24 protein-coding genes are annotated in these 25,109 nt (G+C 58.6%); 14 read left to right on the forward strand and 10 right to left on the reverse strand.

From position 1 onward, the window contains the following. Positions 1 to 5: 5 nt before the first annotated feature. Complete coding sequence (locus HMPREF2857_RS00205; RefSeq protein ID WP_070642053.1) at positions 6 to 965, reverse strand: diacylglycerol kinase; 960 nt, start codon at positions 963 to 965, stop codon at positions 6 to 8. A 224-nt stretch (positions 966 to 1,189) separates the two neighbouring features. Here HMPREF2857_RS00205 and HMPREF2857_RS00210 point away from each other — a divergent pair, with 224 nt between their 5' ends. The 3 genes from HMPREF2857_RS00210 (at position 1,190) to HMPREF2857_RS00220 (ending at position 6,338) form a co-directional block, all read left to right on the forward strand. Further along, on the forward strand, positions 1,190 to 2,884 hold the full coding sequence (locus tag HMPREF2857_RS00210; protein WP_083310471.1) for an FAD-binding oxidoreductase: 1,695 nt from the start codon (positions 1,190 to 1,192) through the stop codon (positions 2,882 to 2,884). Positions 2,885 to 3,506: 622 nt separating this feature from the next. Then, the gene (locus HMPREF2857_RS00215) at positions 3,507 to 5,090 is read left to right on the forward strand and encodes a glycerol-3-phosphate dehydrogenase/oxidase (protein WP_070642056.1); all 1,584 of its coding nucleotides are present in this window, start codon (positions 3,507 to 3,509) and stop codon (positions 5,088 to 5,090) included. A 96-nt stretch (positions 5,091 to 5,186) separates the two neighbouring features. Then, complete coding sequence (locus HMPREF2857_RS00220) at positions 5,187 to 6,338, forward strand: MalY/PatB family protein (RefSeq protein WP_070642059.1); 1,152 nt, start codon at positions 5,187 to 5,189, stop codon at positions 6,336 to 6,338. A gap of 8 nt (positions 6,339 to 6,346) precedes the next feature. Here HMPREF2857_RS00220 and HMPREF2857_RS00225 read toward each other — a convergent pair whose 3' ends face one another. From HMPREF2857_RS00225 to HMPREF2857_RS00240, 4 genes are all read right to left on the reverse strand, one after another. After that, on the reverse strand, positions 6,347 to 7,705 hold the full coding sequence (locus HMPREF2857_RS00225) for an acid phosphatase (protein ID WP_070642062.1): 1,359 nt from the start codon (positions 7,703 to 7,705) through the stop codon (positions 6,347 to 6,349). Positions 7,706 to 7,985: 280 nt separating this feature from the next. Continuing rightward, positions 7,986 to 8,852, reverse strand: a complete 867-nt coding sequence (locus tag HMPREF2857_RS00230) for a 3-hydroxybutyryl-CoA dehydrogenase (RefSeq protein WP_016423138.1) — start codon at positions 8,850 to 8,852, stop codon at positions 7,986 to 7,988. Between the two features lie 184 nt (positions 8,853 to 9,036). Then, the gene (locus HMPREF2857_RS00235; protein ID WP_070642065.1) at positions 9,037 to 9,654 is read right to left on the reverse strand and encodes a hypothetical protein; all 618 of its coding nucleotides are present in this window, start codon (positions 9,652 to 9,654) and stop codon (positions 9,037 to 9,039) included. Beyond that, a complete protein-coding gene (locus tag HMPREF2857_RS00240) occupies positions 9,654 to 9,977 on the reverse strand; it encodes a putative quinol monooxygenase (protein WP_038629105.1) in 324 nt (107 codons plus the stop codon). The genes HMPREF2857_RS00235 and HMPREF2857_RS00240 overlap by 1 nt, the downstream gene beginning before the upstream one ends. 106 nt (positions 9,978 to 10,083) lie before the next feature. Here HMPREF2857_RS00240 and HMPREF2857_RS00245 point away from each other — a divergent pair, with 106 nt between their 5' ends. Further along, positions 10,084 to 10,638, forward strand: coding sequence for a gamma carbonic anhydrase family protein (locus tag HMPREF2857_RS00245; RefSeq protein WP_005510604.1), 555 nt, complete (start codon positions 10,084 to 10,086; stop codon positions 10,636 to 10,638). Between the two features lie 62 nt (positions 10,639 to 10,700). Here HMPREF2857_RS00245 and HMPREF2857_RS00250 read toward each other — a convergent pair whose 3' ends face one another. Further along, positions 10,701 to 11,408, reverse strand: a complete 708-nt coding sequence (locus tag HMPREF2857_RS00250; protein WP_070438728.1) for an isochorismatase family protein — start codon at positions 11,406 to 11,408, stop codon at positions 10,701 to 10,703. A gap of 171 nt (positions 11,409 to 11,579) precedes the next feature. On the opposite strand from HMPREF2857_RS00250, the gene HMPREF2857_RS00255 reads away from it, so the two are divergent. Next, the gene (locus HMPREF2857_RS00255; RefSeq protein ID WP_070642068.1) at positions 11,580 to 12,557 is read left to right on the forward strand and encodes a DUF808 domain-containing protein; all 978 of its coding nucleotides are present in this window, start codon (positions 11,580 to 11,582) and stop codon (positions 12,555 to 12,557) included. Positions 12,558 to 12,569: 12 nt separating this feature from the next. Here the strand turns inward: HMPREF2857_RS00255 and HMPREF2857_RS00260 are convergent, their stop codons facing one another. Together HMPREF2857_RS00260 and HMPREF2857_RS00265 are read right to left on the reverse strand one after the other, a co-directional pair. Then, positions 12,570 to 12,875, reverse strand: a complete 306-nt coding sequence (locus tag HMPREF2857_RS00260; RefSeq protein ID WP_323632413.1) for a YchJ family protein — start codon at positions 12,873 to 12,875, stop codon at positions 12,570 to 12,572. Positions 12,876 to 13,186: 311 nt separating this feature from the next. Beyond that, entirely contained in the window at positions 13,187 to 14,620 is a 1,434-nt protein-coding gene (locus HMPREF2857_RS00265; RefSeq protein WP_070602922.1) for a GuaB1 family IMP dehydrogenase-related protein, read from the reverse strand. Positions 14,621 to 14,772: 152 nt separating this feature from the next. On the opposite strand from HMPREF2857_RS00265, the gene HMPREF2857_RS00270 reads away from it, so the two are divergent. From HMPREF2857_RS00270 to HMPREF2857_RS00290, 5 genes are all read left to right on the forward strand, one after another. Continuing rightward, the gene (locus HMPREF2857_RS00270) at positions 14,773 to 16,023 is read left to right on the forward strand and encodes a glutaminase (RefSeq protein ID WP_070602919.1); all 1,251 of its coding nucleotides are present in this window, start codon (positions 14,773 to 14,775) and stop codon (positions 16,021 to 16,023) included. Between the two features lie 98 nt (positions 16,024 to 16,121). After that, positions 16,122 to 16,994: a patatin-like phospholipase family protein gene (locus HMPREF2857_RS00275; RefSeq protein WP_049192857.1), complete on the forward strand. Its 873-nt coding sequence runs from the start codon at positions 16,122 to 16,124 to the stop codon at positions 16,992 to 16,994. Positions 16,995 to 17,289: 295 nt separating this feature from the next. After that, positions 17,290 to 17,814 (forward strand): CBS domain-containing protein, encoded by a 525-nt coding sequence (locus HMPREF2857_RS00280; protein ID WP_049189374.1) that lies wholly within the window; start codon positions 17,290 to 17,292, stop codon positions 17,812 to 17,814. Between the two features lie 69 nt (positions 17,815 to 17,883). Continuing rightward, positions 17,884 to 19,107 (forward strand): MFS transporter, encoded by a 1,224-nt coding sequence (locus HMPREF2857_RS00285; RefSeq protein WP_371441557.1) that lies wholly within the window; start codon positions 17,884 to 17,886, stop codon positions 19,105 to 19,107. A 147-nt stretch (positions 19,108 to 19,254) separates the two neighbouring features. Continuing rightward, positions 19,255 to 20,139, forward strand: coding sequence for a hypothetical protein (locus HMPREF2857_RS00290; RefSeq protein ID WP_049170669.1), 885 nt, complete (start codon positions 19,255 to 19,257; stop codon positions 20,137 to 20,139). A 47-nt stretch (positions 20,140 to 20,186) separates the two neighbouring features. Here HMPREF2857_RS00290 and HMPREF2857_RS00295 read toward each other — a convergent pair whose 3' ends face one another. Continuing rightward, on the reverse strand, positions 20,187 to 20,681 hold the full coding sequence (locus tag HMPREF2857_RS00295) for a 2'-5' RNA ligase family protein (RefSeq protein ID WP_049170665.1): 495 nt from the start codon (positions 20,679 to 20,681) through the stop codon (positions 20,187 to 20,189). A gap of 372 nt (positions 20,682 to 21,053) precedes the next feature. Here HMPREF2857_RS00295 and HMPREF2857_RS00300 point away from each other — a divergent pair, with 372 nt between their 5' ends. The 3 genes from HMPREF2857_RS00300 (at position 21,054) to HMPREF2857_RS00310 (ending at position 23,908) form a co-directional block, all read left to right on the forward strand. Next, a complete protein-coding gene (locus tag HMPREF2857_RS00300; protein ID WP_049170663.1) occupies positions 21,054 to 21,329 on the forward strand; it encodes an amphi-Trp domain-containing protein in 276 nt (91 codons plus the stop codon). A gap of 259 nt (positions 21,330 to 21,588) precedes the next feature. Then, complete coding sequence (locus HMPREF2857_RS00305; protein ID WP_049170660.1) at positions 21,589 to 21,897, forward strand: hypothetical protein; 309 nt, start codon at positions 21,589 to 21,591, stop codon at positions 21,895 to 21,897. Between the two features lie 286 nt (positions 21,898 to 22,183). Further along, on the forward strand, positions 22,184 to 23,908 hold the full coding sequence (locus HMPREF2857_RS00310) for a SulP family inorganic anion transporter (protein WP_070642073.1): 1,725 nt from the start codon (positions 22,184 to 22,186) through the stop codon (positions 23,906 to 23,908). 126 nt (positions 23,909 to 24,034) lie between these two features. Here the strand turns inward: HMPREF2857_RS00310 and HMPREF2857_RS11225 are convergent, their stop codons facing one another. Then, entirely contained in the window at positions 24,035 to 24,355 is a 321-nt protein-coding gene (locus HMPREF2857_RS11225) for a hypothetical protein (RefSeq protein WP_210384763.1), read from the reverse strand. Positions 24,356 to 24,381: 26 nt separating this feature from the next. On the opposite strand from HMPREF2857_RS11225, the gene HMPREF2857_RS00315 reads away from it, so the two are divergent. Continuing rightward, positions 24,382 to 25,056: a DUF998 domain-containing protein gene (locus HMPREF2857_RS00315; protein ID WP_070642076.1), complete on the forward strand. Its 675-nt coding sequence runs from the start codon at positions 24,382 to 24,384 to the stop codon at positions 25,054 to 25,056. Positions 25,057 to 25,109 lie beyond the last annotated feature (53 nt).

The raw sequence follows: 25,109 nt of genomic DNA on the forward strand, positions 1-25,109 counted from the left end.
CCCTTTTACGGCCGGGGAACGATGTAGCGGCCAGCGCCCGGAACAATTTCGACGGTAACCGGCATCGGGAACATGAGGTCGCCGTCAGCGTAGGCATTCATCTGGCGTGGCGGGCCGATGTATTCCACGTAAGCCTTCTTGGCGCGGTAGGTGCTGACCTCCCCGATTTTTTCAACGGTGCCGTCGAACACGGACTTGAAGGCCAGGGCGGCCTTGATGCGCCCGGCCTTGCCGATGACAGTGATATCCATCAGTCCGTCGGAGTGGTCTGCGGACGGGCAAATCTTCATCCCACCGCCATAAGAACGGGTGTTGCCGAAGGCGGCCAGCGTGATTGGATCTTCGAGAAGCCGATCGTCATCGAGCGTGATGCGGAATGGCAGCGAGTGGAAAGCCAAGAACTCGCGGACGATAGCCAGGTTGTAGCGGTTGCGGCCATGCGGCCAGGTCATCTGATTGACGCGGTCGGAGACAATCGAGTCGAAGCCGGCACACATGATAGTGCCGAACCAGCGCTGCTCCCCTGCCTCATTGGTGATGCGGCCGAGGTCAGTGGTCGTCCAGAAGCCATCGGCGATAACGTGAGCGGCATCGCGAGCATTGCCACGCGGCAAATTGTATTCGCGGCCGTGGTCGTTTCCTGTGCCGGCCGGGATAATACCGAGGGGGATGCCGGTCTGTGCCTGCTCCTGCAGTGCGAGGTTAATCATGCCGTCGCCACCACAGACTGCCAGGGCATCAATTCGGCCGTCAGCGATGACCTCACGAATGAGCTTGCGGGCGTCGTCGGGGTTAGCACCTTGGAGAGCGATGACATCGATGCCGCGATCCGCGAACACCCGGCTCGCCCGGGCGGACGCAATCTGCGAGGCGCCATGACCCGCGTGGGGGTTAGTGACCAGAGCAAGGGTACGAATCTCAGTTGTTCCCAGCGGGTAGTTGAGATCCTTGTCGTTAGCGTTCATCGAAGAAATACCTACTTTTACGTGGGCTTTTGACCGGTCAATACTGGCCTTTATGGGAGTGCGTTAATGCATCTAACTAAAGCTTACCAAGATTGATTGACATTTTTTGAGAAAACGTAACGTAATACCGCTATAATAAAAGATGTAAAGATGTGCTTCCGCGCAAGTTACATATAATTCCGCAGTTCAGACTCGCAGCACCGATGCCCAAGGAGAAGCTCAGGATGTCTAACAAGCTCACGATTCCGTACCGCATGCGCTGGTGGGGCTGGGGTGTTGACGGCAACGACAAGCCAATCACCACGGCCAGCGAGAAGCTACTGCAGCGCGAAATCGGTATGTCGTTGGACGCAAACAACCCGCCGCGCAACATCGCCGACGTCACCATTCCCGATAGTCGCCTCAGCGCCGAGGATATCGAAGCCCTGGGCGCTGTTGTCGGCGCGGATGCCGTCGCCACCGACCACGACACCCGAGTCAAGCACGCGGTCGGACGCTCCTACCCCGACCTGGTTCGCCTTCGCGCAGCCAAGCTCGATGTCGCCCCAGATGCTGTTGTACTACCGACAACTGAAAAGCACATCGAGGACCTGTTCAAGGTATGCGCTGAGCGCAAGATTGCAGTCGTCCCCTTCGGTGGTGGTACCTCGGTCGTCGGCGGCGTGGAAGCTATCGACGGAGGCATGGGTAAGGCCATCGCGGTGTCCATGACCACCTTTAACAAGATCATCGACATCGACAAGGTCGCTGGCACTGTCACCGCCCAGACCGGCGTTTTCGGCCCCGACCTGGAAAAGGAGCTGTCCAAGGCCGGCTTCACCGCTGGTCACTTCCCGCAGTCCTTCGAGTACTCCACTGTCGGCGGTTGGGTTTCCTGCCGCTCGGCAGGCCAAGAATCCTCTGGTTACGGTCGTATCGACCGCAACGTGATTGGCATGCGCGTCGTCACGCCAGCCGGCACCATGGAATTCCGCGACATGCCGTCGTCGGCATCCGGCCCGAACCCGCGTGAGCTTTTCCTGGGCTCGGAAGGCACCCTGGGCATCATCACGCATGTGACGATTGCCCTGAATCAGCGTCCACAAAAGGAGATGCTCTTCGACACCTACTTCTTCAACTCCTTTGAGGAAGCCGCCGAGGAGCTGCGCAAACTGGAGCAGAGCGGCAATATCCCGCACCTAGCACGCATCTCCGACGAGAAGGAGACGCTGTTCGGCCTCACTCAGCTGGGCTCCGCCAGCATGTCCGAGAAGGTCACAAAGTACCTGAAGCTGCGTGGCATCGACACCCCGTGCATGGTGATTTTTGGCTTTGCGCAGACGGATCCGGTCGGCGCCCGCGTCACCCGTGAGCGCCTGGCCGCTCGCCTGCTGGCCAAGAAGTGCGTCCGCATGGGCTCCATCCCGGGCATGGCTTGGGTTAACCACCGCTTCTCCTCGCCGTACCTGCGCGATGTCATGATGACTCGCCGCGTCGGCGTCGACACCCTGGAAACCGCCACCACCTGGGATAACGCCGCTACACTGCGCCGCGAAATCGCCTCCGCAATGGAAGCCGCTGGCGAGAAGCACGGCACCCCGGTGTACGTCTTCTGCCACATCTCGCACATGTACGAATCCGGCTGCTCGCTGTACTTCACGTACTTCTTCCGCGAGACCGAGGGCGAGATCCTCCAGCAGTGGATGGACATCAAGACCGCGGCGTCGGAGGCCATGATGAACTTTGGCGGCACCATCACGCACCACCATGGCATTGGCCAGGATCACAGCCCGCAGTACTACGAGGAGAACACCGAGTTGTTCGCCAAGGTCATGCGTGCAATTAAGGACGAACTCGACCCTGCTGGCATCCTCAACCCGGGCAAGTTGGCTACCGGTCCGCGCTCCTTGGAAGAGCGTTACGACGGCAACATGATTTAACCCTGTTGCCGCCGGCTTCGGCTAGCGAGCTAGACTGACCAGTTCGCTGGCGTAGATTTCCGGCGACGTTGGGCCGTCATAAATAAACAGTGAAACGTAATCGTCAAGGGTAAAAGATTCAAGTGCTGCGGTCATTGTCGCTGTCGCTTCTTCCTGGGATCCCAAGCGAAGATGCCCGGATAGTGGGATGGTCGGCTCAATCGGTGCGATTTCGTCCGTGCGACCGCAAACAGCGTGGCGTTTTAAATGCCTAAGCGCGCTTTTCTAGTTACGACCTGTCTGGGGTGGCACGGACTGGAGACAGCAGCAACACATCTGCAGCGATGGTGCAATAGCAGCGAAAGCTCGGTTCATGGACTCAGAGCGGTTGGACGCTGGGTGCATAGCCATCGAGGTGTCTCCTTCCTTGTAATCCCGGGAAATGATTCGCAACTAAGAAAGATCTCTTGAATCAATATCCGTGCCGGCCGTTGATAATGAACAACTTAGTCTATTTCTAAGCGCCTTGCAATGGGGTACGCCCGAAATAGTTCACACTCACTACACACTCCACAACTTCATCACTTACGCCAGATAGTTTCATCACTATTACCGTCTTCGGGAAAGTCGAGGAAGAAAGACTATGACTGCCACGCACGCTCCTCAGCGCGATCGCTCAGCTGCGGTTTTGAACAAGGCTCGTCGGCAAGCGGACTTGAATCGTCTACGCGAAGAAACCGCTAAGGGCGACATCCCAGATCTGCTGGTCATCGGCGCCGGTATCACTGGTGTCGGCATCGCTTTAGATGCGGCGTCGAGGGGTTTGAAAACCGTTCTCGTCGAATCGAAGGACCTCGCTTTCGGCACCTCTCGTTGGTCATCGAAGCTCGCCCACGGCGGACTGCGCTACCTTGCCAGTGGCAATGTCGGTATCGCTCGCCGCTCAGCTATTGAACGTGGTGCGCTGCTCGACGTCACCGCTCCGCACCTGGTGCATAACCTGCCACAGGTTGTACCGGTGATGGACAAATTCGCACCGTTGACCCGGGTTTTGCCGCGTTTAGGCTTCTTGGCCGGTGACTTTCTACGCATTATCGCTGGTACCTCCGCCACTACCCTGCCGTTGTCCCGCACTGTCAGTTCCCGCCGAGTCAGCCAGCTTTCGCCGACCGTCCGTAAGCGCGACGTGAAATTCGGCTACGTCAACTACGACGGTCAGCTGCGTGACGACGCACGCTTGGTCACCGCTATCGCTCGAACTGCCGCCAGCTACGGTGCAACTATTCTGACCCGGGTGCGCTGCGAGAACGCCTCTGGAACGAGAGCCACACTAATCGACGAGCTCACTGGCGATTCCTTCGAGCTGCCGGCTCACGCTGTGGTCAATGCCACTGGTGTGTGGGCCGCAAACCTAGCGACGAACATCAAGATTCGCCCATCTCGCGGCACACATCTGGTTCTTGACGCCGCGAAGCTAGGCAACCCTACCGGCTCTCTGACGGTACCGGTTCCTGGTCACGCCAACCGTTTCTGTTTTGTCCTGCCCGCAGAGCACAACCGCGTCTACATTGGCCTGACCGACGAGGATGCACCGGGCCCGATTCCGGACGAGCCGGAAGTACCGGAGGATGACATCGTTTTTCTGCTCGATGTCATCAACCAGGCCCTCGAGGTTCCGCTCACTCGCGACGATGTCATCGGCGCTTTCGCCGGCCTGCGTCCGCTCATCGACGCCGGCGAGGCACACACCGCTGACCTCTCCCGCGAGCACGCCTTATTGGAGGCCCCGAACGGCCTGATTTCCATTACTGGGGGCAAGCTCACCGAGTACCGTCTAATGGCGGAGCAAACCGTGGACAAGGTTGCGGAAAAGCTCGGTGTTTCGCTTGCTCCGTGCTCCACCCGCACCATCCCTGTGCTGGGCTCCGAGCCAGAGGAGCTCGACCGCGCTCGCACCGCTGCCGCTGCCGGCCGTATCCCGATGCCGCTGTTTAACCGCTACGGTGCCGAATCCTTCGAGGTCGTCGAATCCTGTCCGCTCGACCGACCGCTCGACCCGGTAGCGGAAGGTCTCGATGTCACCCGCGCCGAGTTCGCCTGGCATGTGACGCACGAGGGAGCTCTCAGCGTCGACGATATTCTCGATCGCCGCACACGTCTGGGGCTGGTCAAAGCTGATCGCGAAGCTGCCCTGCCAGCTGCTCAGGAGGCACTGGGGCTGGCCTAGCGCTGGCCATTGCCGCGGCTGCTTCTGATGCGGCCGTAGCTACTGGATAAAGCGGGGGTCTTCGGACTTCCCGCTTTTTCTGTATACACGGAAACTATGAGTGTAAATAACGCTGTCACTTTCCCCTCCCTCGATGAACTCCGCTCCCGCAGGACAGTCAAATGGACCGCATATTCACCGGACGTGCTGCCACTGTGGGTCGCCGAATCCGATGCCACAACCTGCCCTGCGGTCAGTGCCGCGATTGACGAGGCGTGTCAGCGCGAACAGTTCGGATACCTCTCGCAGGACATCACCGCGCTTACGACCGCAACCGCGGACTTCTCTGCACAACGCTACGGTTGGCGTCCCAACCCGGACAATATCTTTGCAGTCGCCGACGTCGTCCGCGGTGTCACACTCGCGGTTGAACGCTTCACCCGCCCCGATTCCGCAATTGTCGTCCCCACTCCCGCCTACATGCCGTTTTTCCAGGTAGGTCCCGCGCTGGGACGCGAGACAGTGTGCATTCCCACGCTTGCCGACGGCCCGGATCTCGGCGCCCTCGAACGCGCCTTCGCCGACGGTGCCGGTTGCCTGATCTTGTGTAACCCGAATAATCCTCTCGGCTTTACCTACTCCCCCGAAAAACTGCGTGAGATTACCGATTTAGCCGCTCGCTTTGGTGCGCGCGTTATCTCAGACGAGATTCACGGCCCAGTTGTTCTAGATGGCACTCACACTCCAACCGCGTCGGTGTCGGATACTGCGGCGGCCGTGACTATCACGGTGACTGCTACCTCGAAGGGCTGGAATACCGCCGGCCTCAAGTGTGCGCAAATCATCTTTAACGACGAAGATGCCAAAACCTGGCTGGAGCTGCCCTTCATTGTTCGCGAAGGCGCTTCTATTCTTGGTGTCGCCGCGGCCACCGCCGCCTACCGCGATGGCGTGCCCTGGCTGGACAATTTTGTCGATGTCCTGCGCACCAACCGTGAGACTCTGCGAACACGTTTGTCCACTATTGCGCCACAGGCTCGCTTTACCCCACCGCAAGCATCATTTTTGGCGTGGTTGGACTTGGGTGACGTGTCTGGTGTTGACAGTGAGGACCCAGCTGCGTGGCTGGTTGAAAACGCCAAAATAGCACTCAACCCCGGCTTCGCATTCGGCGAAGGCGGGGTTGGGCATGTGCGGCTTAACTTTGCGACCTCCCCGGAAATCCTCGGGGAGGCCCTGGACCGTCTTGACGCGGCCCTGCGCTTGTAGTTGACGTTTTAGTTGGTGACAGTGACGCTGCCATCGGCGTTGACAACAACGTTGGCGGCCAGAGCGCGAGCCAGGTTCATGCGAACGTGCTGGCCCTCACCGTCAGTGCGGTCGAGCGGGTAACCGGATGGGATTGCAGTCTGAGCGAGGATGGAGCTGCGCTGTTCCTCAGTCAGCTGCGGGAAGCGGGTCTCCAGCAAACCTGCGTAACGCTTCGGTACAACAACTGGCTCGTTAGCCGGGCCAACCTGCTTGAAGTCGTAGGTCATGCGTTCGGTGTACTGCTGAACGGCAGCTGCGGTGCTCATGTACGGAGTGTCCTTGGCAACGCAGTTGGCGATGGTGTCGCCACAGCGGTACTCGAGCTCCGTACGCAGCTCATCCATGGCTTCTTCGATGAGTGGGCGGAACTCTGGGTCTGCCCAACGGTCAGCTGCGGCTTGGTTGCCCATCATGCGGCCGCCCATGACGTCCAGCGGGTAGTGGACGCCCATGACAAGGCGAGAATGACCAGCCTCGGACGCACGCGCCTGAATCTGCGGTGCAACCTCCGGCAGCATCATAGCCAGCATGGTTGAAGTCCATGCAGCCTTGTTGGTGTGGCCCGACGGGTAGGACGGGGTGGTCGAGTACGGGTCGTCCTGACCTTCGCGGTAGTAGCGCTCGATGCGCTCCGGCGCCACCACAAATGGGCGATCGTAGCCGTAGACGTACTTCTCGAAGAAGGTCGAGCTGACCAGACCGCCGCCGCGAGCAAGGTTGCCGGACAGCAGGGCCTTTACCTTCGGCAGGCGATCCTCGTCGTAGGCATCACGGAAGTGCTGGCCCAGGTTTGCACCGAAAGCAGTGGAAATATTGGCCAGTGGGTCCAGGTAGTCGTCATCAAGAGCGAGTTCCTGTGCCTGCGGGTCATTCTTGGCAGCGTTGTTAATGCGGACGACCGTTTCGAGGTTCTGGTCCATAACCTCTGGGTGGTTCTTCTCCAGCTCCACGAAAGGATGCACAACGTAGAAGTAGAACCAGTTATCGGTGGCGGCATCCGACGGGTACGCGCGTGCAATCTGGTCCGGGCGATACGAGGTTGGCTTCGGCGCATTCGGGTCGGTGTTTTCACCGGAAGATGACGGCAGCGAGATGGAATCCGGGACCTCGAAACCACCGCCGGGGAGCTTGATTCCCTCTGGAGCGGCCACATTAGCTGGAAGATCAGAAACAGAGTCCAGGCGGTTGCCGAGCTCGGCCAACGGGTTGACCGGAGCTGCCACGGCCGTTGCCGGTGTAAGCCCCATTACAACTGCCATTGCTGCGATAGCAGCGCCGACGCGAGTACGTGTTGCAGTGCGCTTGTGCGGCTTCAAAGAAGACACTGAAGCATTCCTTTCCAGATTGCTGCGTGGGAGGCACCAGTTGTGAAGTGCTCTATAAGCCAAGGTCTGACAAAATCTTCACTTATGTTAAGCGCACTGTGAGGTTTCGGCGCGTTGAAAAGAAACAAGTTTTCAAAATGCTAGGGCCAATCGTGGGAACTTTCCCCCTTAGACTCCGGGTTTTCACTGATAAATGCATAAAAGAAACCGGTTGGCGGGACAAAAGCCCGTCAACCGGTAAGAATTCAATACTCGCCCCAAACGGGGCTAAAAGCGTGGACTACTTGGAGTAGTCGTAGAAGCCACGGCCGGACTTGCGACCGAAGTGACCCGCCTCAACCATGCGCTTGAGCAGCGGAGGTGCCGCGTAAGTCGGCTCCTTGTACTCATCGAACATGGCATCGGCAATGAACTTGATGGTGTCCAGACCAACCATGTCGGCCAGAGTCAGCGGACCCATCGGGTGCGCACAGCCATTGACCATTCCGGCATCGATGTCTTCTGCAGTAGCAATGCCGTCCTGCAGCATGCGAATAGCGCCGAGGATGTACGGAACCAGCAGGGCGTTAACAATGAAGCCCGAGCGATCCTTAGCGCGAATGACGGTCTTGCCCAGCGCCTCGGAAGCGTACTCGTACGCACGCTCCGACTGAACATCACCGGTCGTCAGAGTAACGACATGCTCTACCAGAGGCAGAACCGGAACCGGGTTGAAGAAGTGCAGACCCATGACGCGCTCCGGGCGCTTGGTAGCTGCAGCAATGGACTGAATCGGCAGCGAGGAGGTGTTGGAAGCCAGGATGGCATCTTCTGACTCAACAATTTCATCGAGCTGCGAGAATACGCTGGCCTTTACTTCTGGGTTCTCCACGATGGCCTCGATGACCAGCTCACGGTCAGCGAAGTCTTCCAGCTTGGTGGTGAAGCTAATACGCCCCAGAATCTCATCACGTGCAGACTGCTCTAGCTTGCCACGGGAAACGGCCTTATCCAGCGACTTTTCAATACGGGCGCGACCGGACTCAAGGAACTCCTCCTTGGCCTCCCAGACCTTGACATCGCTACCGGCCTTCGCACAGACCTCAATAATTCCGGAGCCCATCTGACCGGCGCCGACGATACCTACTCGCGAGATACTATTTGCCATTGGCGTGTTTTCCTACCTTCTACTCTGGGTTATTAGTCAGCATTGTGCTTCATCCGAGTGCGCATTCGCTTGACGACGATCACAGCGCACTGGCTTTATCTACACGCTACTCACTTCCCCGGTTCCCCGGGCACGCTTTGCAGGACTTTTTACTTGAATTTCCCCCACGAGGTCTGGGCAGCGGCTAGAACTGCATACGTTTTTCCAGCACCTGCTGAATATCTTCCAGCTGCTGCTGAGAAGAGCGTGCCAACTCTTGCAGGTCGTTTCCGCCATGCTTTTCCAGTTCTTCCCACTGGCCGAGCACCTTATCCAGGCTGCCTTCCATCAACGTCAGATAAGCCATATCTGCGTGCGGCCCCTCCTCGTTTTCGAGGCGAGTCATGGTGGCGGTGTCGAGCTTGGTCTCAGACGGATCGACATCGACGCCGAGGGTCTTGACTAGCTGTGCTTCCTCTTCAGCAAAGATTGGCTCCGCCTGCTGCGCAATCTTTCGGGTCTCTTCCGAGACCGTTTCCTTCGCAATTAGCGTCTGCGATGCTGTCTTCAGCGCCGCAGTATCTGCCGCCAGCTGAGCCAAGTTATCCCGAATGGCGGCGGTGGAGGCAACAGCACTCTGCTCCTGGCTTGACTGATTCTGGTTGCTCTCCAGGGCTGCCTCATCGCTATCCCCACAAGCACTGAGACCAACGACGAGAGCAGAGGCCAGCACAGCGGAGCCAATACGCAGGCCACGCCCAATCAGGGAATAGGTGTCGCTACTGGAAGCGGCTGCGCTATCGCGAATGGTGTCTGAGGACATTAGTCGACCTGCAGCTCGCCCATGCGATCCCAGTCCTGCTTATCTGGCAGCACCTGCGAGACAATCTTCGGGGTCTCAGCGAGCAGCGGCTTCATCGCCTCCAGGCCCTTGGCGAAGTGCTCGGAATTGACGTGGGCTTCACCAGCGTCATCATCGAACGCCTCGACGAGGATGTACTGGTTGGGGTCTTCTACGCTGCGAGACCATTCAAACCACTTGTTGCCAGCCTCTGCGCGGGTGGCAGCGGTGAACTCAGCGACGTGGTCCATCCATTCGTCGGCAAACTCCGGCTTAACTTGGTAATTCACAACGATAAAAATCATGTCGCCCACTGTATGCGCGTCCAAGCAGAATTGCACCCTTCGACGAATAGAGTTTCGCTGAGAATTTTTCTTACGCTGACCTCAGGTGACAGTTATATTGGTTTGTATGATGAACACTCCGCTCATTCTCACCTACCAAGATAAGACCCCACGCATTCACTCCAGCGCCTGGATTGCGCCCGGCGCGGTCATTATCGGTGATGTCGAAATCGGTGCGGATAGCTCCGTGTTCTACGGTTCTGTTCTCCGAGGAGACGTCGCACCGATCCGCATCGGCCAGCGCACCAATATTCAGGACAACTCCACAGTCCATGTCGACCGAGGTGTGCCCACAATTCTCGGCGATGATGTCACCGTCGGACACATGGCCTTGGTCCACGGCACCACGGTTGAAAATGGTTGCCTCATCGGCATGAAGTCCACCCTGCTTTCGCGTTCCCGTATCGGCGCTGGCAGCCTCATTGCTGCAGGTGCCGTGGTGTTGGAAGATCAGATTATCGACCCCAGGTCGCTGGCTGCAGGCGTTCCCGCCAAGGTGCGTCGTGAACTCTCCGCCGAGGAAGCAGAGGGCTTCATCGCCCATGCAGGGCGTTATGTGGAAACAGCGTCCAACCACCGCCACCTCCGCGAGGTCGACCTGGATATGGTGACTTTTAACTAGGCGGCTGCCGAGGCGCCTAGCTAAGCGGCTAGGCGGATTGTTTGACGGTCAACGTCGCAGCACTACACCACTGTCGCGCCCGCCGCGGCCAATTCCGCTAGTGCAGCCTTGCCGCGCTCCGGGTCCACCGCCGCGACCTGATTGCTCAGAACACGAACGGAAAAGCCCTCCTTGAGGCCATCGAGCACTGTGGCGCGGACGCAGTGGTCAGTCGCAACTCCCACCACATCGATTTCTTCGATGTCAGAGGCGCGGAGAGCGTCGGCAAGCGAAACGCCAGCCTCCGTTGTTCCCTCGAAACCGGAGTAGGCGGCGGCGTACTCCCCTTTTGTGACATCGATACGCACAGCAGCGGGGTTGAGCTGCTCAAAAAACGCGATGGCGCGCTGCATGCCGGGGTGAATCTCTGCGCCCGGGGTACCTGCAACACAGTGTTTCGGCCAGGTATCGACGAAATCCGGGGTTTCAGAGAAATGCGTGCCCGGGTCGATGTGATTGTCACGGGTGGTCGCAAGAACCGAGTACTTGTTAGCCGTGCCCGCAACATGCAGATATGTAGCGGTGTACGCTGCCTCAGCACCGTCGACGGCAAGTGCGCCACCCGCGGAAAAATCATTCTGAGCGTCGACGACTACCAGTGCCATGCGGGGGCGCGCCGGGCGCTGTTGTTCCTCGGAGTGGGCGTCGTTGCTGGTGTCTGCCCCGGTGCCAGCGTTGTCCGAGTTGTCCGCATTGACCTGTCGGTAGATTTCGGAGAAGGAAGCGTTCATGGCCTATATCTTGCCACGTGCCCACGTTCAGAGGAGCACGTGAACTATCGACAGGATATCGACGCCCTAGCGACAACACAGAGTCAATCCGGGAAAGCGGTTAAAATTGCTCCGGTAATTCTTTGATACGACGACGGCTCCTGGTCGCGTCCTCCAATACGGGAGGTTTTTATGGCAGGCGGACTTGTCGCGCTGCTTGACGACGTTGCCACGATTGCACGTGCTGCAGCGGCAACAACAGACGATATTGCGGCTGCGGCCGGCAAAGCTAGCGCTAAAGCCGCCGGTGTTGTGGTTGACGACGCTGCGGTAACGCCTAAATTCGTCGAGGGTGTCTCGCCGAAACGCGAGCTGCCGATTATTTGGCGTATCGCCAAGGGCTCCTTGGTCAATAAAATTGTCATTATTCTGCCGATTGCATTGCTGCTAAGTCAGTTTCTGCCCTGGGCGCTGACGCCGATTTTGATGCTCGGCGGCTCCTACCTGTGCTTTGAGGGCATGGAAAAGGTCTGGGAGAAGATTAAGCACCGAATCTCTCCCGATCAGACTGAGCAGGAGCGGATGGAGGCGGCGACCAACCGCACACCACAGAATGAAGATTCCCTGGTGAAGTCTGCAATTTTCACAGACTTGATTCTCTCTGCGGAAATCATGGTGATTTCTCTCAATGAGGTCGCTGATCAGCCACTGCTCAATCGCGCGCTGATTCTTATTGTGGTCGCACTCATCATCACGCTTGCGGTCTACGGCGTGGTGGGCTTCTTGGTCAAGATTGATGATATTGGCCTGCACCTGCAGTCCAAGAAGTCAGCCGGTATCAGCAAGTTTGGTGCGGCGCTGGTCAAAGCCATGCCAATCGTTTTGAACACAATCGGTATTATCGGCACGTTTGCCATGCTGTGGGTCGGTGGCCACATCATGGTGGTCGGCCTCGACGAGCTGGGCTGGCACCTCCCCTACCAGCTGGTCCACAACCTTGAGCAGCTGTTTACCGGTGGCTTCCTCGGCTGGTTGGCCAACACCACCGGCTCACTGATTTTCGGCGCCATCTGGGGAGCAATCATTGTGGCGATTGTCGCCGTGCTGCCATTCGGCCACGGCAAGCACAACAAGTCTGACGAGGAAAATGCAGCGGAGGCCTCTGCCTAACAAGTCTGACGCTTAGGAGTACGTGACCTCGCCGTCGACGTAGACCCAACGTCGCGCACGCCGAACAAAACGGGAACGCTCGTGCATCGTGCCGACACCTTCATGGTCATGAAAAGCCGCTTCAAATTCCACGGTGCCTTCGCGGTCATCCTCGCCACCATCGACAGCGTTGATGATGGTGAGTCCTTCCCATTCCACACCGTCATCGACATTGATAACTTCCGGGCGGTAGCGCGGATGCCACGTCCGCCAGATGTAGTCCGCCTCGTGGGCAGCGTAAGCGCTGTACCTCGCGGCCATCAGCTCAGCTGCGGTCACCGCCTCCCGCTCACCGCGGTGTAGCGGGCCACAGCACTGCCCGTAGAGTCCCCCACCACACGGGCACAAATCGGAATCAGTAACGCGGGCGCGAGCGAAAAATGCGTTCCCGCTTCCTGTTCTAGCACCGTTTCCTGCTACCAATCCAGACTCCGTTACAGCACTATTTTCTCTTACCTGCCGACCCATAATCGCCAGCCCCTCCCCAATCTCGCACGTGGTACTAAACACGTCCTAACAACGTCTTTACATACCTACCAATTGGCCCGCAGCACCGCTAGTCGGCTTAGCCCCGAGAGGCTTGACGACGGCTACCGCGTCGCCCTCGGCATTCCTTCCGCAAAGCCCGCAGCGGATTGAATTCCCACCACTGCCCGCTCAGCGAACTGCTCGATGGTGGCCGAACCCGCGTATGTGAACGAAGAACGTACGCCCGAGATAATGCGATCAATCTGGTCTTCCACGCCTTCGCGGCCTGGCTCCAGGTAGATTTTCGCAGTCGAGATGCCCTCTTCGAACATCTCGCGCCGGGCCTTCTCAAAGGCCTCTACCTGTGCATTTCGGCTCTCCACCGCACGGTGTGAAGCCATGCCAAAGGACTCCTTGAACATGCGCCCGTCGACGTCCTTTTGGACATCCCCTGGGGACTCGAAAGTACCGGCAAACCACGAGCCAATCATCACGTTGGACGCACCCGCAGCCAACGCAAGCGCAACATCGCGAGGATCCTTCACTCCACCATCAGCCCAGACATGCACGCCGCATTCACGGGCAGCTGCAGCGCATTCGAGCACGGCGGAGAACTGTGGACGCCCAACACCGGTCTGCATTCGGGTTGTGCACATCGCACCCGGGCCGACACCTACCTTAATAATGTCGGCTCCCGCCTCCGCTAGGTCGCGAACACCATCAGCGGTCACGACATTGCCAGCGGCAATTGGCACAGGTGGGTTGAGCGCGCGGACTCGTCGTAAAGCATGGAGCATCGATTCCTGATGACCGTGGGCGGTATCGACAACGAGCACGTCGGCACCTGCGTCGAGCAGTGTCTTCGCGCGCCCTTCAACATCACCGTTGATGCCGAGCGCCGCACCGACGCGCAGCTTACCCTCCGCGTCGACAGCCGGCTTGTAAAGCGTCGCACGCAGCGCGCCCTTACGCGTGAGAATACCCACCAGCGCGCCATCGGCGTCCACCACCGGAGCGAGTTTGCGCCCGGAAGCAGTGAGCTGGTCGAAAGCGTCACGGGGCTCAATATCGGCCGGAAGCGTAAATAGCGAAGTGGACATGAGCGTCCCCACCTGCGCAAAGTTGTCAACGCCCGCCAGGTCACGGCCGGTAATCAGACCAACCGGTTTGTTGTCTTCCACCACCACTGCCGCACCGTGCGCGCGCTTCGGCAGAAGATGGCGCGCATACCCCGCGGTGTGGTGAGGCTTGACGACGATCGGAGTGTCAAAAACCAGCCCAGCGGACTTGACCTTGCGGATGGTCTCAGCAGCAATGTCAGCTGGGACGTCCTGCGGCAGGATGGCAATTCCGCCTCGGCGAGCGGTGGTTTCGGCCATCCGGCGACCGGAGATGGCCGTCATATTGGAGACGACAATCGGAATGGTTGTGCCGGTGCCATCATTGGTGGCCAAATCGACACCCATGCGAGAGCCGACGGATGACTTTGACGGCACCATGAAGACATCGCTGTAGGTCAACTCGTAGGGCGCGGACTGATTGTTGAGGAATTTCACACACCCCAGGATATGCCGATTTTTCCCGCACGCACGGTGAGAGTGCGCAGAGGTGAGCATCAGTGGCTGACCTCGCCTGGTGTAGGTTCGAACGGGACTCCATTGACTCAACCGGGATTTTTCAGCCCAGGAAAGATGCTTAGCAAAATCTGATGAAAACGCCGATCAAAGATTATCTGTCCGAAATCGTCGAATCCGTCCGCCCCGATGAGTCTGGCGAGGTAGCGGACTATATTCCCACCCTTGCCCAAGCTAATCCCGACCGCCTGGCCCTTGCTATGACCACCGTGTCAGGGCGCACCTATACCGCTGGCGACACCGATGCTGAATTCACCATTCAATCGATGTCCAAGCCCTTCGCTTATGCCGCAGCCATCACCGAGCACGGCACAGACAAAATCGACAGCATTGTGGGCACCGAACCTTCCGGTGAGGCATTCAACGAGCTGTCGCTGGAGCAGGGCACGCACCGACCAAAGAATCCGATGATTAATGTCGGCGCACTGGCCATCAACCAGTTCATATGCCAGCCAGGTGCCAACTGGAAGACTCGCACCAAGCACATGGTGGAGCTTCTCTCGACTTTGGCTGGCCGTAAGCTCCGCGTTGACTACGATGCCTATGAAAGCGAAATGGACACTGCCCATCGAAACATGTCCATCGCACATATGCTGGCAGCTTACGGTTTCATCGAAACCACGCCCCACGATGCTGTCCGCGGCTACACCGCACAGTGCTCCGTGCTGGTCAACACTCGCGATGTCGCCATGATGACCGCAGTGTTGGCCAACGGTGGCGTTAACCCGGTCACCAATCAGACTGTGCTCGGCCGCTCGGTTGTTCGCAGAGTCTTGTCCGTGATGGCTATTGCCGGCATGTATGACGAGGCCGGTGAATGGTTTACCGAGGTCGGGATTCCCGCCAAGAGCGGTGTCGCCGGCGGCTTGCTGGGAGCGCTGCCTGGACAGGCGGGTCTCGCAGCCTTTTCGCCGCGATTGAACGACCACGGCAACAGCGTCCGCAGCATTGCCATCTTCCGGAAGCTCTCCGAAGATTTGGGTCTTCATCTCATGGATGCCGATGCGATTGGTTCGCGTGCGCTGCGCGGTACACGCGTCAGCAATGGCCGCTCGATCATCGAGATTCAGGGCCCAGTCAACTTCACTGCGGCCGAGATCATTCTCAACAGGTTGGCGACTTCCACACCGTCGGAAAGCGAAGTTGTCTTCGACGTCAGCCGCGTTGGCGTTGTCAACCCGGTGGGACGCACGTTGATTCTGGAAGCGATGCGACGTCTGAGCCACGAGGGCAAGGAGATCTTGTTCTACGACCCGGAGGGCGTACTGCCTAACCCAGATATGGGCGAGGGGCTGCTGCCGGTCATCCTCCAGGATGCGCCGTAAACTACGCTAACCGAAATCCAATATGGTGACGTTCGGGTAGTCTTGAACGATCGTAACGCCCGAAAAGCAGCAGCGCGAGAACAACCGGAGGGATGTAAATGCAGGTCAGCGATGTAGCATTAGTCTTCGAGGGTGGAGGGACTCGCAATAGTTACACGGCACCTTTCGTCGAACGGTTACTTCGCGAGGGCATCGATGTCGGCTGGGTCGGTGGCGTAAGCGCCGGCGCCTCTCACGTGGTCAATTACCTTTCCCGGGATATCCAGCGCTCTATAAATAGCTTCACTGACTTCATCGCGCAGCCGGACAGCAGTGGCTGGCGCCCAATGTTGCGCGGACGCGGCTACTTCGATGCCGAGTACATCTACGAAGACGCGGGACTTCCCGACGGCGCCATGCCCCTGGATTACGAGACTTTTAAGAACAATCCAACTCCCTACCGGATTTCTGCTGTCCGAGCGGATACGGGCGAGACCATCAACTGGGGGCCAGACGATATCCCAGATCTACCTACGCTGATGAAGTACACTCGCGCCAGTTCGACGATTCCGGGTGTCATGCGTATGCCCTATATTGATGGCGTTCCGTTCGTCGACGGTGCACTGGGATCATCAGGTGGCATTCCCATTAATGCCGCCGAAGCAGATGGTTTCAAGAAGTTCCTCATCGTTCTGACTCGCCCGAAGGGATTCCGCCGCACCGCCCCTAAGCGCCCACAGCTACTGCGCCAGATTTTCCGCAGTAACCCGGTGGTGGCTGAGCTGCTTATCACTAGACACGAGCGCTACAACGCTTCTCTCGATTGGGCTGCTGAGCTTGAACGAAAAGGCCAAGCATATGTTTTCTACGCCAATAACATGAGCATCACAAAGGCGGAGCGGAGGCGGTCGAAGCTGCTGCACAACTACGAGCTCGGCCGGGCGCAAGCCGATGCCGAGTGGCCAGCAATTCGAGAGTTCATGGGCTTATAACTTCCGCCACCTTTAGGAAGCTTTTCGTTCATTCCTCTTTACTGTGTACGTAACCTTGTGTTAACCTTTGCGTAGCGAACAACCTCGTTAGGTAAGGCTCCTATATCCACATAGGCCGCTACCCTGCACTTCATCGAGAGTTTCGAAAGCCTCTCGAAGCAAGGTTCCATCTCAAGTGGCCACCTTTAGTTACGGCATTACATTGCCAACACTCTTAGGCGGGGAGCCATAATTTTTCAATCAACAGAAATTCCCTCCTAGCAAAGGAGCTGGGATACCTGGAAAAGGATCCACAATGACACAGACACAGAACACCATCGCCAACTTCTTCAAGCCGAAATCTTCAATCAGCCCGTACAGCCTCCTGCCTGACACCGTAAGCATGCACATGACGGATTCTTACATTGCGCTGCCGGAGGACATCACTGTCGGTGAGGCACTGAGCACCTACGCAGCCGAATTTGCTGGTCTCGATGACGATACCTGTGTCTTCCTCGTCGACGATGAAGGCTACCTGACCAGCGATATTACGCTGAAGGAACTCCGTGAGTACGCCGACCGCGATGCCTACATGAACACCGTCGGCGCCCCGGTGAAGGTCTTTGTCAAGCCCGAGGATCCAGCTGCAATCAGGGCTCGCCAGCTTATTGACGGGCCCCTCAGCGAGCTGCCCGTCGTCCGCAGCGGCAAGCTGGTAGGTGTCCTCACCGACCGCATCTCTGAGCGCATTCTTGGCAGGACAAAGGCAGCTAAGAAGTCAAAGAAGTCCAAGGGATTCTTCTCGCCGATTACCGCGTTTTTCGGCGCCGCCAATAACTAGGGCGACTAACTTGGGTAGACGACCCGAGTAACTCAATAGGCCAGCTAGCGTTTGTTAGCTGGCCTATTGTTGTTACCACACTGTTCTATCCCCACAGATGAGAGCCCTCAGGAGGCAACCGTGATACGAGACTGGATTCGGGTAGCCCTGGGCATGTTCGCGGTTGCGTTTGGAGCCAACCTCTTCGCACCACTCCTGCCCGCGTATCGAATAACCGATGCTCTCAACCAGTCCCAGGTCACCTTTCTCTTCGCCATCTACGTCGCAGGACTCATCCCCGCGCTACTCATCTGCGGCCCACTTTCCGACCGGCTCGGCCGTCGCGCCATCATCCGGCCTGCACTCATAACCTCTGCCGTTGGCTCAGCCGTCCTACTCACCGGCATCTGGTTCCACTTCCCATCACTTCTGGTAGGACGTCTTATCATCGGCATTTCGATGGGCATGGTAATGGCCGCCGGTGCCTCGTGGATCAAAGAAATTGCGCCCGTCGCACCTCAAATTTCTGCCCGGCGCGCAACCGTTGCACTCTCCGCCGGATTCTCCCTCGGCCCCCTGGCTTCCGGGTTGGTCGCAGAATTCACCCCGCGCCCTGATGTCATCCCCTATCTTGTTCATCTCGCACTGCTGCTTTTTATCGCACCACTAACATGGAACGCTTCCGGAGGACTTCCAAACGCAGCGCACAGCGACTCTCCGCAACGGTTCTTCTCCTCCGCCACGCTTAGCCCGAGGTTCCTGTGGGCAGTCGCCGCTTGGGCACCGTGGGTCTTCGGCGCTGCGTGCACATCCTTCGTCGTCCTGCCAACAATCGCCGAATCCCGCTACCCCATCGCCTTCGCAGGACTCATCGCCTGCCTTACGATGGGCACCGGTGTTCTGGTGCAACCACTGGTCACTCGCATCAGTTCCAGCAGCTTTATCCCGCCAGCTATTTTCGGTCTTGGCTTAACGACGGTCGGAATGCTGCTCAGCCTTATCGTCGCACTCACCCAGAATGTGTGGAGCGTTTTCCCCGCTGCTCTGGCCCTCGGTGCCGCGTACGGCGTGATGATGGTCTCCGGCCTCCGCGAAGTGCAAATTATCGCACCGCCTGCCGAGCTGGGCGCTGCGACTGCTATCTACTATTCGCTGACCTATGTTGGTTTCTTCGCCCCTTTTGTTATTTCCTTCGCGGCACCGAAGTTCGGGTTCGTGCCCGTTTTCATCTTCGGTGCGATTATTGCGTTGGTATCCACGTACCCCGTGGCAAAGGTTGCACAGTCTGCGGTGAGGTCCGACGGAGCGTCGTAAAGCAGACGCGACTGAAATTCTTGATTTTTGGGAAGCGTGCTGAGCCGAGCTCTTGTATTCTTTCTTTCACAAAAGATTGGCTCCGGCTCAGGACATCTGATCAGGTTGCATAGGTTGTTGAAATTCAGCTCGATGGAATGAGGAATCATGAAGCAGCGCAGCTCTGGAATGTGGAAGAAAATTGCGACAACCGTCGTCGCAGGTTGTACAAGCGCCGCCCTGCTCACCGCATGCGGCTCGGGAGAAGAAAGCAACAATGCCGGTGGCGAGGCAGGCAAAGAGTCGACCAGCAAGATGACGAAGGCAGACGGGTCAGCTCCAGCTGCATCCGAAGATCAGCTCCTGCTCACTAATGAAGTTCAAGGTGTGGACTTCTCCAACAACAGGATTAATGGGTACAAGGACGCAATGGAGATGTTTTCGGAGGATTCTTTAGATATAGAGCCGGCCGAATGTGCCACTTTCATCAAGCCAACGGAAGAATTGGAGCGAGCTGTCAGTTCTTTCGCTAATTTGGACGCGGAAAAGGTCACCATCGCTGTCTCAGTATTGAAGAACCCTCAGACCTACCAGGAGTACACAGATGTTCTTAACAAGTGCTCTGAGGTGACCGCTTCGATGGATGCTTCCGACCTCGTAAACGAATCCATGGAAGGCCAGGAACTTCCTCCTGAGGCGCAGGAGATGCTCAATGACATGGATATGACAACCACCATGAAAATGCACCGGGAAAAGTGGGAGCCGGATCTTTCCGTCAAGCCAGATGAGCTCACTGCACACGCGACAGTTGTGGACATTAGCTCCGGTGGCACTAATACTGATGCCACCAGCTACGACATTGTCGGCGTTGTCAATGGCGTGATGGTGATGGTGTCCGCTGCCCCGATTCCAGACGTTCCATCAACCGGCGCGGAAAATGCGACACAACCGATGGAACTTGCACAGGCGACCCCAGAGTCCAAGGAAGCGGCAAAGAAGCGCGCCTTGGAGGTCTTCGATGCCCAGGCAAAGAAGATTATGGACGCCGCTTAGTGGCCGCTTGGCTGCGCTGCTTTTGAAAAGTTGCGGCGTGCGGCGCGCTAAAACTCCGTTAATTCCTGCACTTTGGGACTCCAGAACGCAGCGCGTGGTGCACTAAGAGTTTTGAAGTGCGGGCTTGTTAGTTCATCAAGAGCCCGGACGTAACCGGGAACCATATCCCGCGGGATTCGCAGCCCCATAGTCAGGTGCGGAATCCAGCGGGAGCCGCGACCTTCAGGGTTAAGACGACTGATCTCACGAGCGGCTTCTTCCAGCTCATCGCTTGTTTCTAATAACCATGCGACAGTCTGTTTACTCTTTGTGCCGAACACTACCGTTCCTACCCTGCGGAATTCCGCAGGCATCAGCGGTGGGAGAATTTCGGCTGCTCGTTGGATTACCTCCGGGCTCATGGTCGGTGCGAAGGTGACAGTGATGTGGGGCTTTTGATTCTGCTGCGGGAATCCACGCTCTGCCAGTTGCACAAATATCTCTTTAACCTGCGCCTCTTGCTCAGGCAGAAGGTACATCAGGATGTTGTCGGGTGACACCATGTGACGTTTACTCCTCCCCTATTGCTGTCGGTCGACACGTTTGAGGCGCTACCCAAGGGCGCCGTTACTAGAGCTCCTAACCTAAGGCACTTAGGACCTTGCACCCCAGAGCATAGCGTAGGGATTTTCCACAATTTATAACCTACCTATAGAAATTTCTAGCCTCTTGTTATTTAGCCCGGTAAAAACCACTTTTTATTGGGATAATGGGGATAGACAGGCTTCCTGAAAGCTTTCTAGACCATCTTCAAAGACAGTGTGGAGTGACGGCCGATTCTCCACACTGCACAAATACCTACACGGCTGGAAAGGTAAGTAAAGACATGGCACCGAAACCTAAAAAAATTACACCCCCCGAAGAATCAAAAGCTGGTGAAGAGCAAGGCAAGCTTCAGCCGCGATGAGCTCGCGGATTTGCTGGAGACGCTGGCAGCTCGCATCCGCGCCGGGGAAATGACTCTCGGCACTGGTGAGTCCACGGTGACGATGACCATGCCGACATCGTTTAATACCACGATGGAAGTCGTCGATTCCCGAAAGCGTGCTGGCATCGAGCGCGAGCTGGAGCTGGAAATTGACTGGATGGTCGACGAGGCTGGCGAGCCCGTCGAAAAGCCAGGACCAGCATCTGGCTTCGCAATCTCCTAGCAGGCTTGTTGCTGTCCGGTTTGGTCCGCGCAGTGTTGACTAAGCAAAGGGCGACTTCGGAATTGTCTTCCGAAGTCGCCCTTTGTCTTGGCTCTTAATTCTGCAGGCCTTACGCCTTAAGCACGTATCGCAGAATCTCTACAACCTGGTCGGTCGTCGTACACCACGCCGAATACACCCGCCATACACCCACGCCTACCCACATCGCATGAGGTGACGCTAACCTAATTCGGGAAAATCCGCGACGAAGGGAACGCGCATGGCCAAGGGCAAGAAAGGCGACAAGGGCAAGAAGACGCACGCCGCCAAAACCAAGAAAAAGGCTGCGGCAACGACCTCGCTACGCCTGCCCGAATACTCGAAGGCCGAGGCCAAGGCCGCGAAAAAGCTCGCCGGCAAGGACCCCTTCAAACTGGCCGCAATGACGCCGAAGAAGAAGTGCTGCAAATCCGGCATCCGCTGCCTGCGCTGCCCCGTGGTGCTACACAAGCTCAATCGCGAGATCAAAAACGGCGAAGTCGACCACGCCGCCCTGCTGCTCGTCGCCGCGAAAGCCCGGATCCGGTAGCCGGCCCTCGCCCCCCCCAGCCCGCCGTCGGGCCCGTCCTATGAGCAGTGGTGTCGCGCACTGTATGGCACTGGTACCGATTCTCCCGGGCTGTCTGCTCTTCGGACACCGGCTCACACGCGTCACTCCAAGCACCGCGACAACGCTCCAGCGAACTCCCGCCAGGTCAGGAAGTTTTATTCCGTCGACATGAGGCCTCGGCCAGAACCGGGAATGCGGCCGTCGGAGGATGACACCTTGTGTATCCTTTGAGTGTCATTGAGCCCTGAAGGAGCAAGAAAGTAGCATGACCCGCCCCTCCTCCGCCGCCTCTACGGTGGGCTTCCAATCTCGTGCCCTGCGTTTCGCACCGCGCCGCTCGGACTGGTCCCGCGCGACGATTGGGCGCGACCTCTCGGCAGGCCTCATGGTGGCCCTCGTCGCACTCCCTCTCGCGCTCGGCTTCGGCGTTGCGTCCGGTGTCGGCGCGGCGGCCGGAATTACGACGGCCATCGTTGCGGGTATCCTGGCCGCGATCTTCGGCGGTAGTAACGTCCAAGTAAGCGGCCCGACCGGCGCAATGACCGTCGTGTTAATCCCCATCGTGGCCAACCATGGTGCCGATGGGGTTCTCGTCGTCGGCGTGCTGGCAGGGCTCATGCTGCTCGTACTGGCGTTCACCGGCGCTGGCCGCGCGATGAAGTACATGCCACTACCTGTCGTCGAAGGTTTCACCGCCGGTATTGCGTTAATCATCGGCTTACAACAGCTGCCTGCAGCACTTGGTGTTGACGTGGAGGGCGAGAAAGTCCTCGGGTTGGCGTGGGGCTCAATCAATGCTTGGTTAGATGCTCCGGCATGGCAGGCGCCCGTGATGACCCTTGCAGTAGCGGCTGGAATCGTGCTTGCTGCGCGCGTCCGTAGTGGCTTCCCCGCGGCGCTAGTGTTGGTAGCTGCAGCGACAGCCATCAACATGCTGGCAGACAGCGGCCTGAAGACAATCGGCTACATCCCGTCGACATTGCCTGCTCCGCGCTGGCCAGAGATTCCGTGGGAGCACCTGGATTCATTGCTGTTTGCAGCGGTCGCCGTCGCAGCTCTCGGTGCGCTGGAATCGTTGCTGTCTGCGACGGTTGCCGACGCAATGACTGTCGGCGACCGGCACGATCCCGACCGCGAACTCTTCGGGCAGGGCGTGGCCAACGTCGTCGCGCCCCTGTTCGGCGGGATTCCCGCAACCGCCGCGATTGCCCGAACTGCCGTCAACGTGCGTGCAGGCGCAGGCACACGCCTGGCAGCGGTGTTCCATTCGCTGCTCCTGCTCGTGGCCGTGCTCGTCGCGGCCCGGTGGGTGGGCGAGATTCCTCTCGCCGCGCTCGCCGGCGTGCTCATCGCCACTGCGATTCAGATGATCCACCCGCGGAACCTCCGCTCGGTGATACGCGCCACCAAGGGCGACGGGGCGACCCTGCTCATCACAGCTGCCGCCACCGTCGTGTTCGACCTTGTCGTCGCCGTACTCATCGGCCTTGTAATGGCGGGCTTCTTCGCACTGCGCGAGACCGCCCGCACTGCGGTGTTGGAAGCCGCCCCACTAGACGAGGGGGACCACCGCGACAAGGAACGCGAGCTCCTCGACGAGCACATCGCCGCCTTCCGTATGGAAGGCCCTCTCTTCTTTGGCGCAGCGCACGATTTCCTCCTCGAGCTCGCTGATGCCTCGTCGGTCAAGGTTGTCGTACTCCGCATGCGCTACGTCACGACGATCGATGCCACCGGCGCCCAGATGCTCGCCGACACAATCGGGCGCCTCGAACGCCGCGGTACCAGAGTCCTGCTCGCAGCCACGAAGCCCGAACATATTCCGGTGTTGCGCGAACTCGGCGTATTCGACCAGCTTGCGCACGGGAATCACGTCTTCGACAACACCCCTGACGCCATCGCCCACGCCCGACTGCATGCCTCACGCATTCAGCACGAAGAGGCTGGTGGCGAACACGCAGCTTCGCAAAGCAATCAGCACGACGAGTAGCGCTGTCGAACCTGTGGTCGTGAAGCCAAGTTCTAAGATGACGACTCACGCTACCGCCATAATGTGAAGCGCCAATGACGCTAAACATTAAATTTGAACTCCACCGAGTTCCGGCGCGTAACGCCATCACCGAGGCCGCACGAGCCTCTGACCACGCCGAGTCGAGGGGGTCAACCACTCTGCCATAGTCACGCACTCGTCGAGATGCCGGACAGCACAAGCTCCAACCAGCGACGACACACCTCGGCCTTCGGGTCCGTGGGCGCGGTGGCCATTAGGAGGTAGAAGTCGTCGATAGTGATCACCGGACTCCGACGCCACCTTGCGCACCGACAACCCATCCAAGCCATCCCGCACGAGGACGCGCACTGCCGCATCCACCACGAGCTCGGCGTCGGCTGCCTGCGCACGTTGAACACGTCGACAATCGCCGCTAGCATTTATCATACGATCGTATGCTAAAGGAGGCCCGTATGAAGCGGCACCGCGTCGGCGCGATGGCCTGGGTGCTCAGCGCACTGGTGCTCCCGATTCAGTTGTTCGTGGCGCTGGGCTGGCCAAATCGCTACTCGCTCTCTCGCAACACCATCAGCGATCTCGGTGTGACCACCTGCGGGGAGTACTCCGAACTCGGTCAGCAGATACGTCAGGTGTGCTCGCCGGAACACGCGGTCTTCAACATCGGCATGGTCGCTTCCGGGGCTCTAGTCCTGCTCGGCGCGGTTGCCCTGCATGGATACTGGGCTCGGCTCGCCGGCAAAGGCGGAACCATCCTGATGGCGATTGCCGGAGCCTCGGTCATCGGCGTCGGCCTTCTCCCTTGGGACGTGTCGCCCGCAGCCCACGACGGCTTCGCCCTGCTTCAAGCCGCCGCGCAGTGGATCGCCATGACGCTCATCGCCGTCGCCGCCGGGCCGGGCAGTTTCCGGAAGGTCACGGCCGCGGTCGTGATCCTCTCCGTCGCAAGCTTCATCATGTTCGTCGCAGCACTGGATGGGTACGAGATGCCTTGGATTGGGCTCGGCGGTGCCGAGCGGCTCTCCTTCGACTCGCTGACGCTCTGGACCGCGCTGACCGGCGTTGCGCTCGTGAGGGCTCACAAGCCGTCCGCTCAGATGCGGGAGCGGGCCTCTCTGCGACGGCCATGAGACAGCACTGCTGTCTCGATGCGTGAGCCCTGCGCTGAGAACCGGACATGAGC

Source organism: Corynebacterium sp. HMSC076C10 (assembly GCF_001812455.1).
In the GTDB taxonomy this organism is placed as follows: domain Bacteria; phylum Actinomycetota; class Actinomycetes; order Mycobacteriales; family Mycobacteriaceae; genus Corynebacterium; species Corynebacterium jeikeium_D.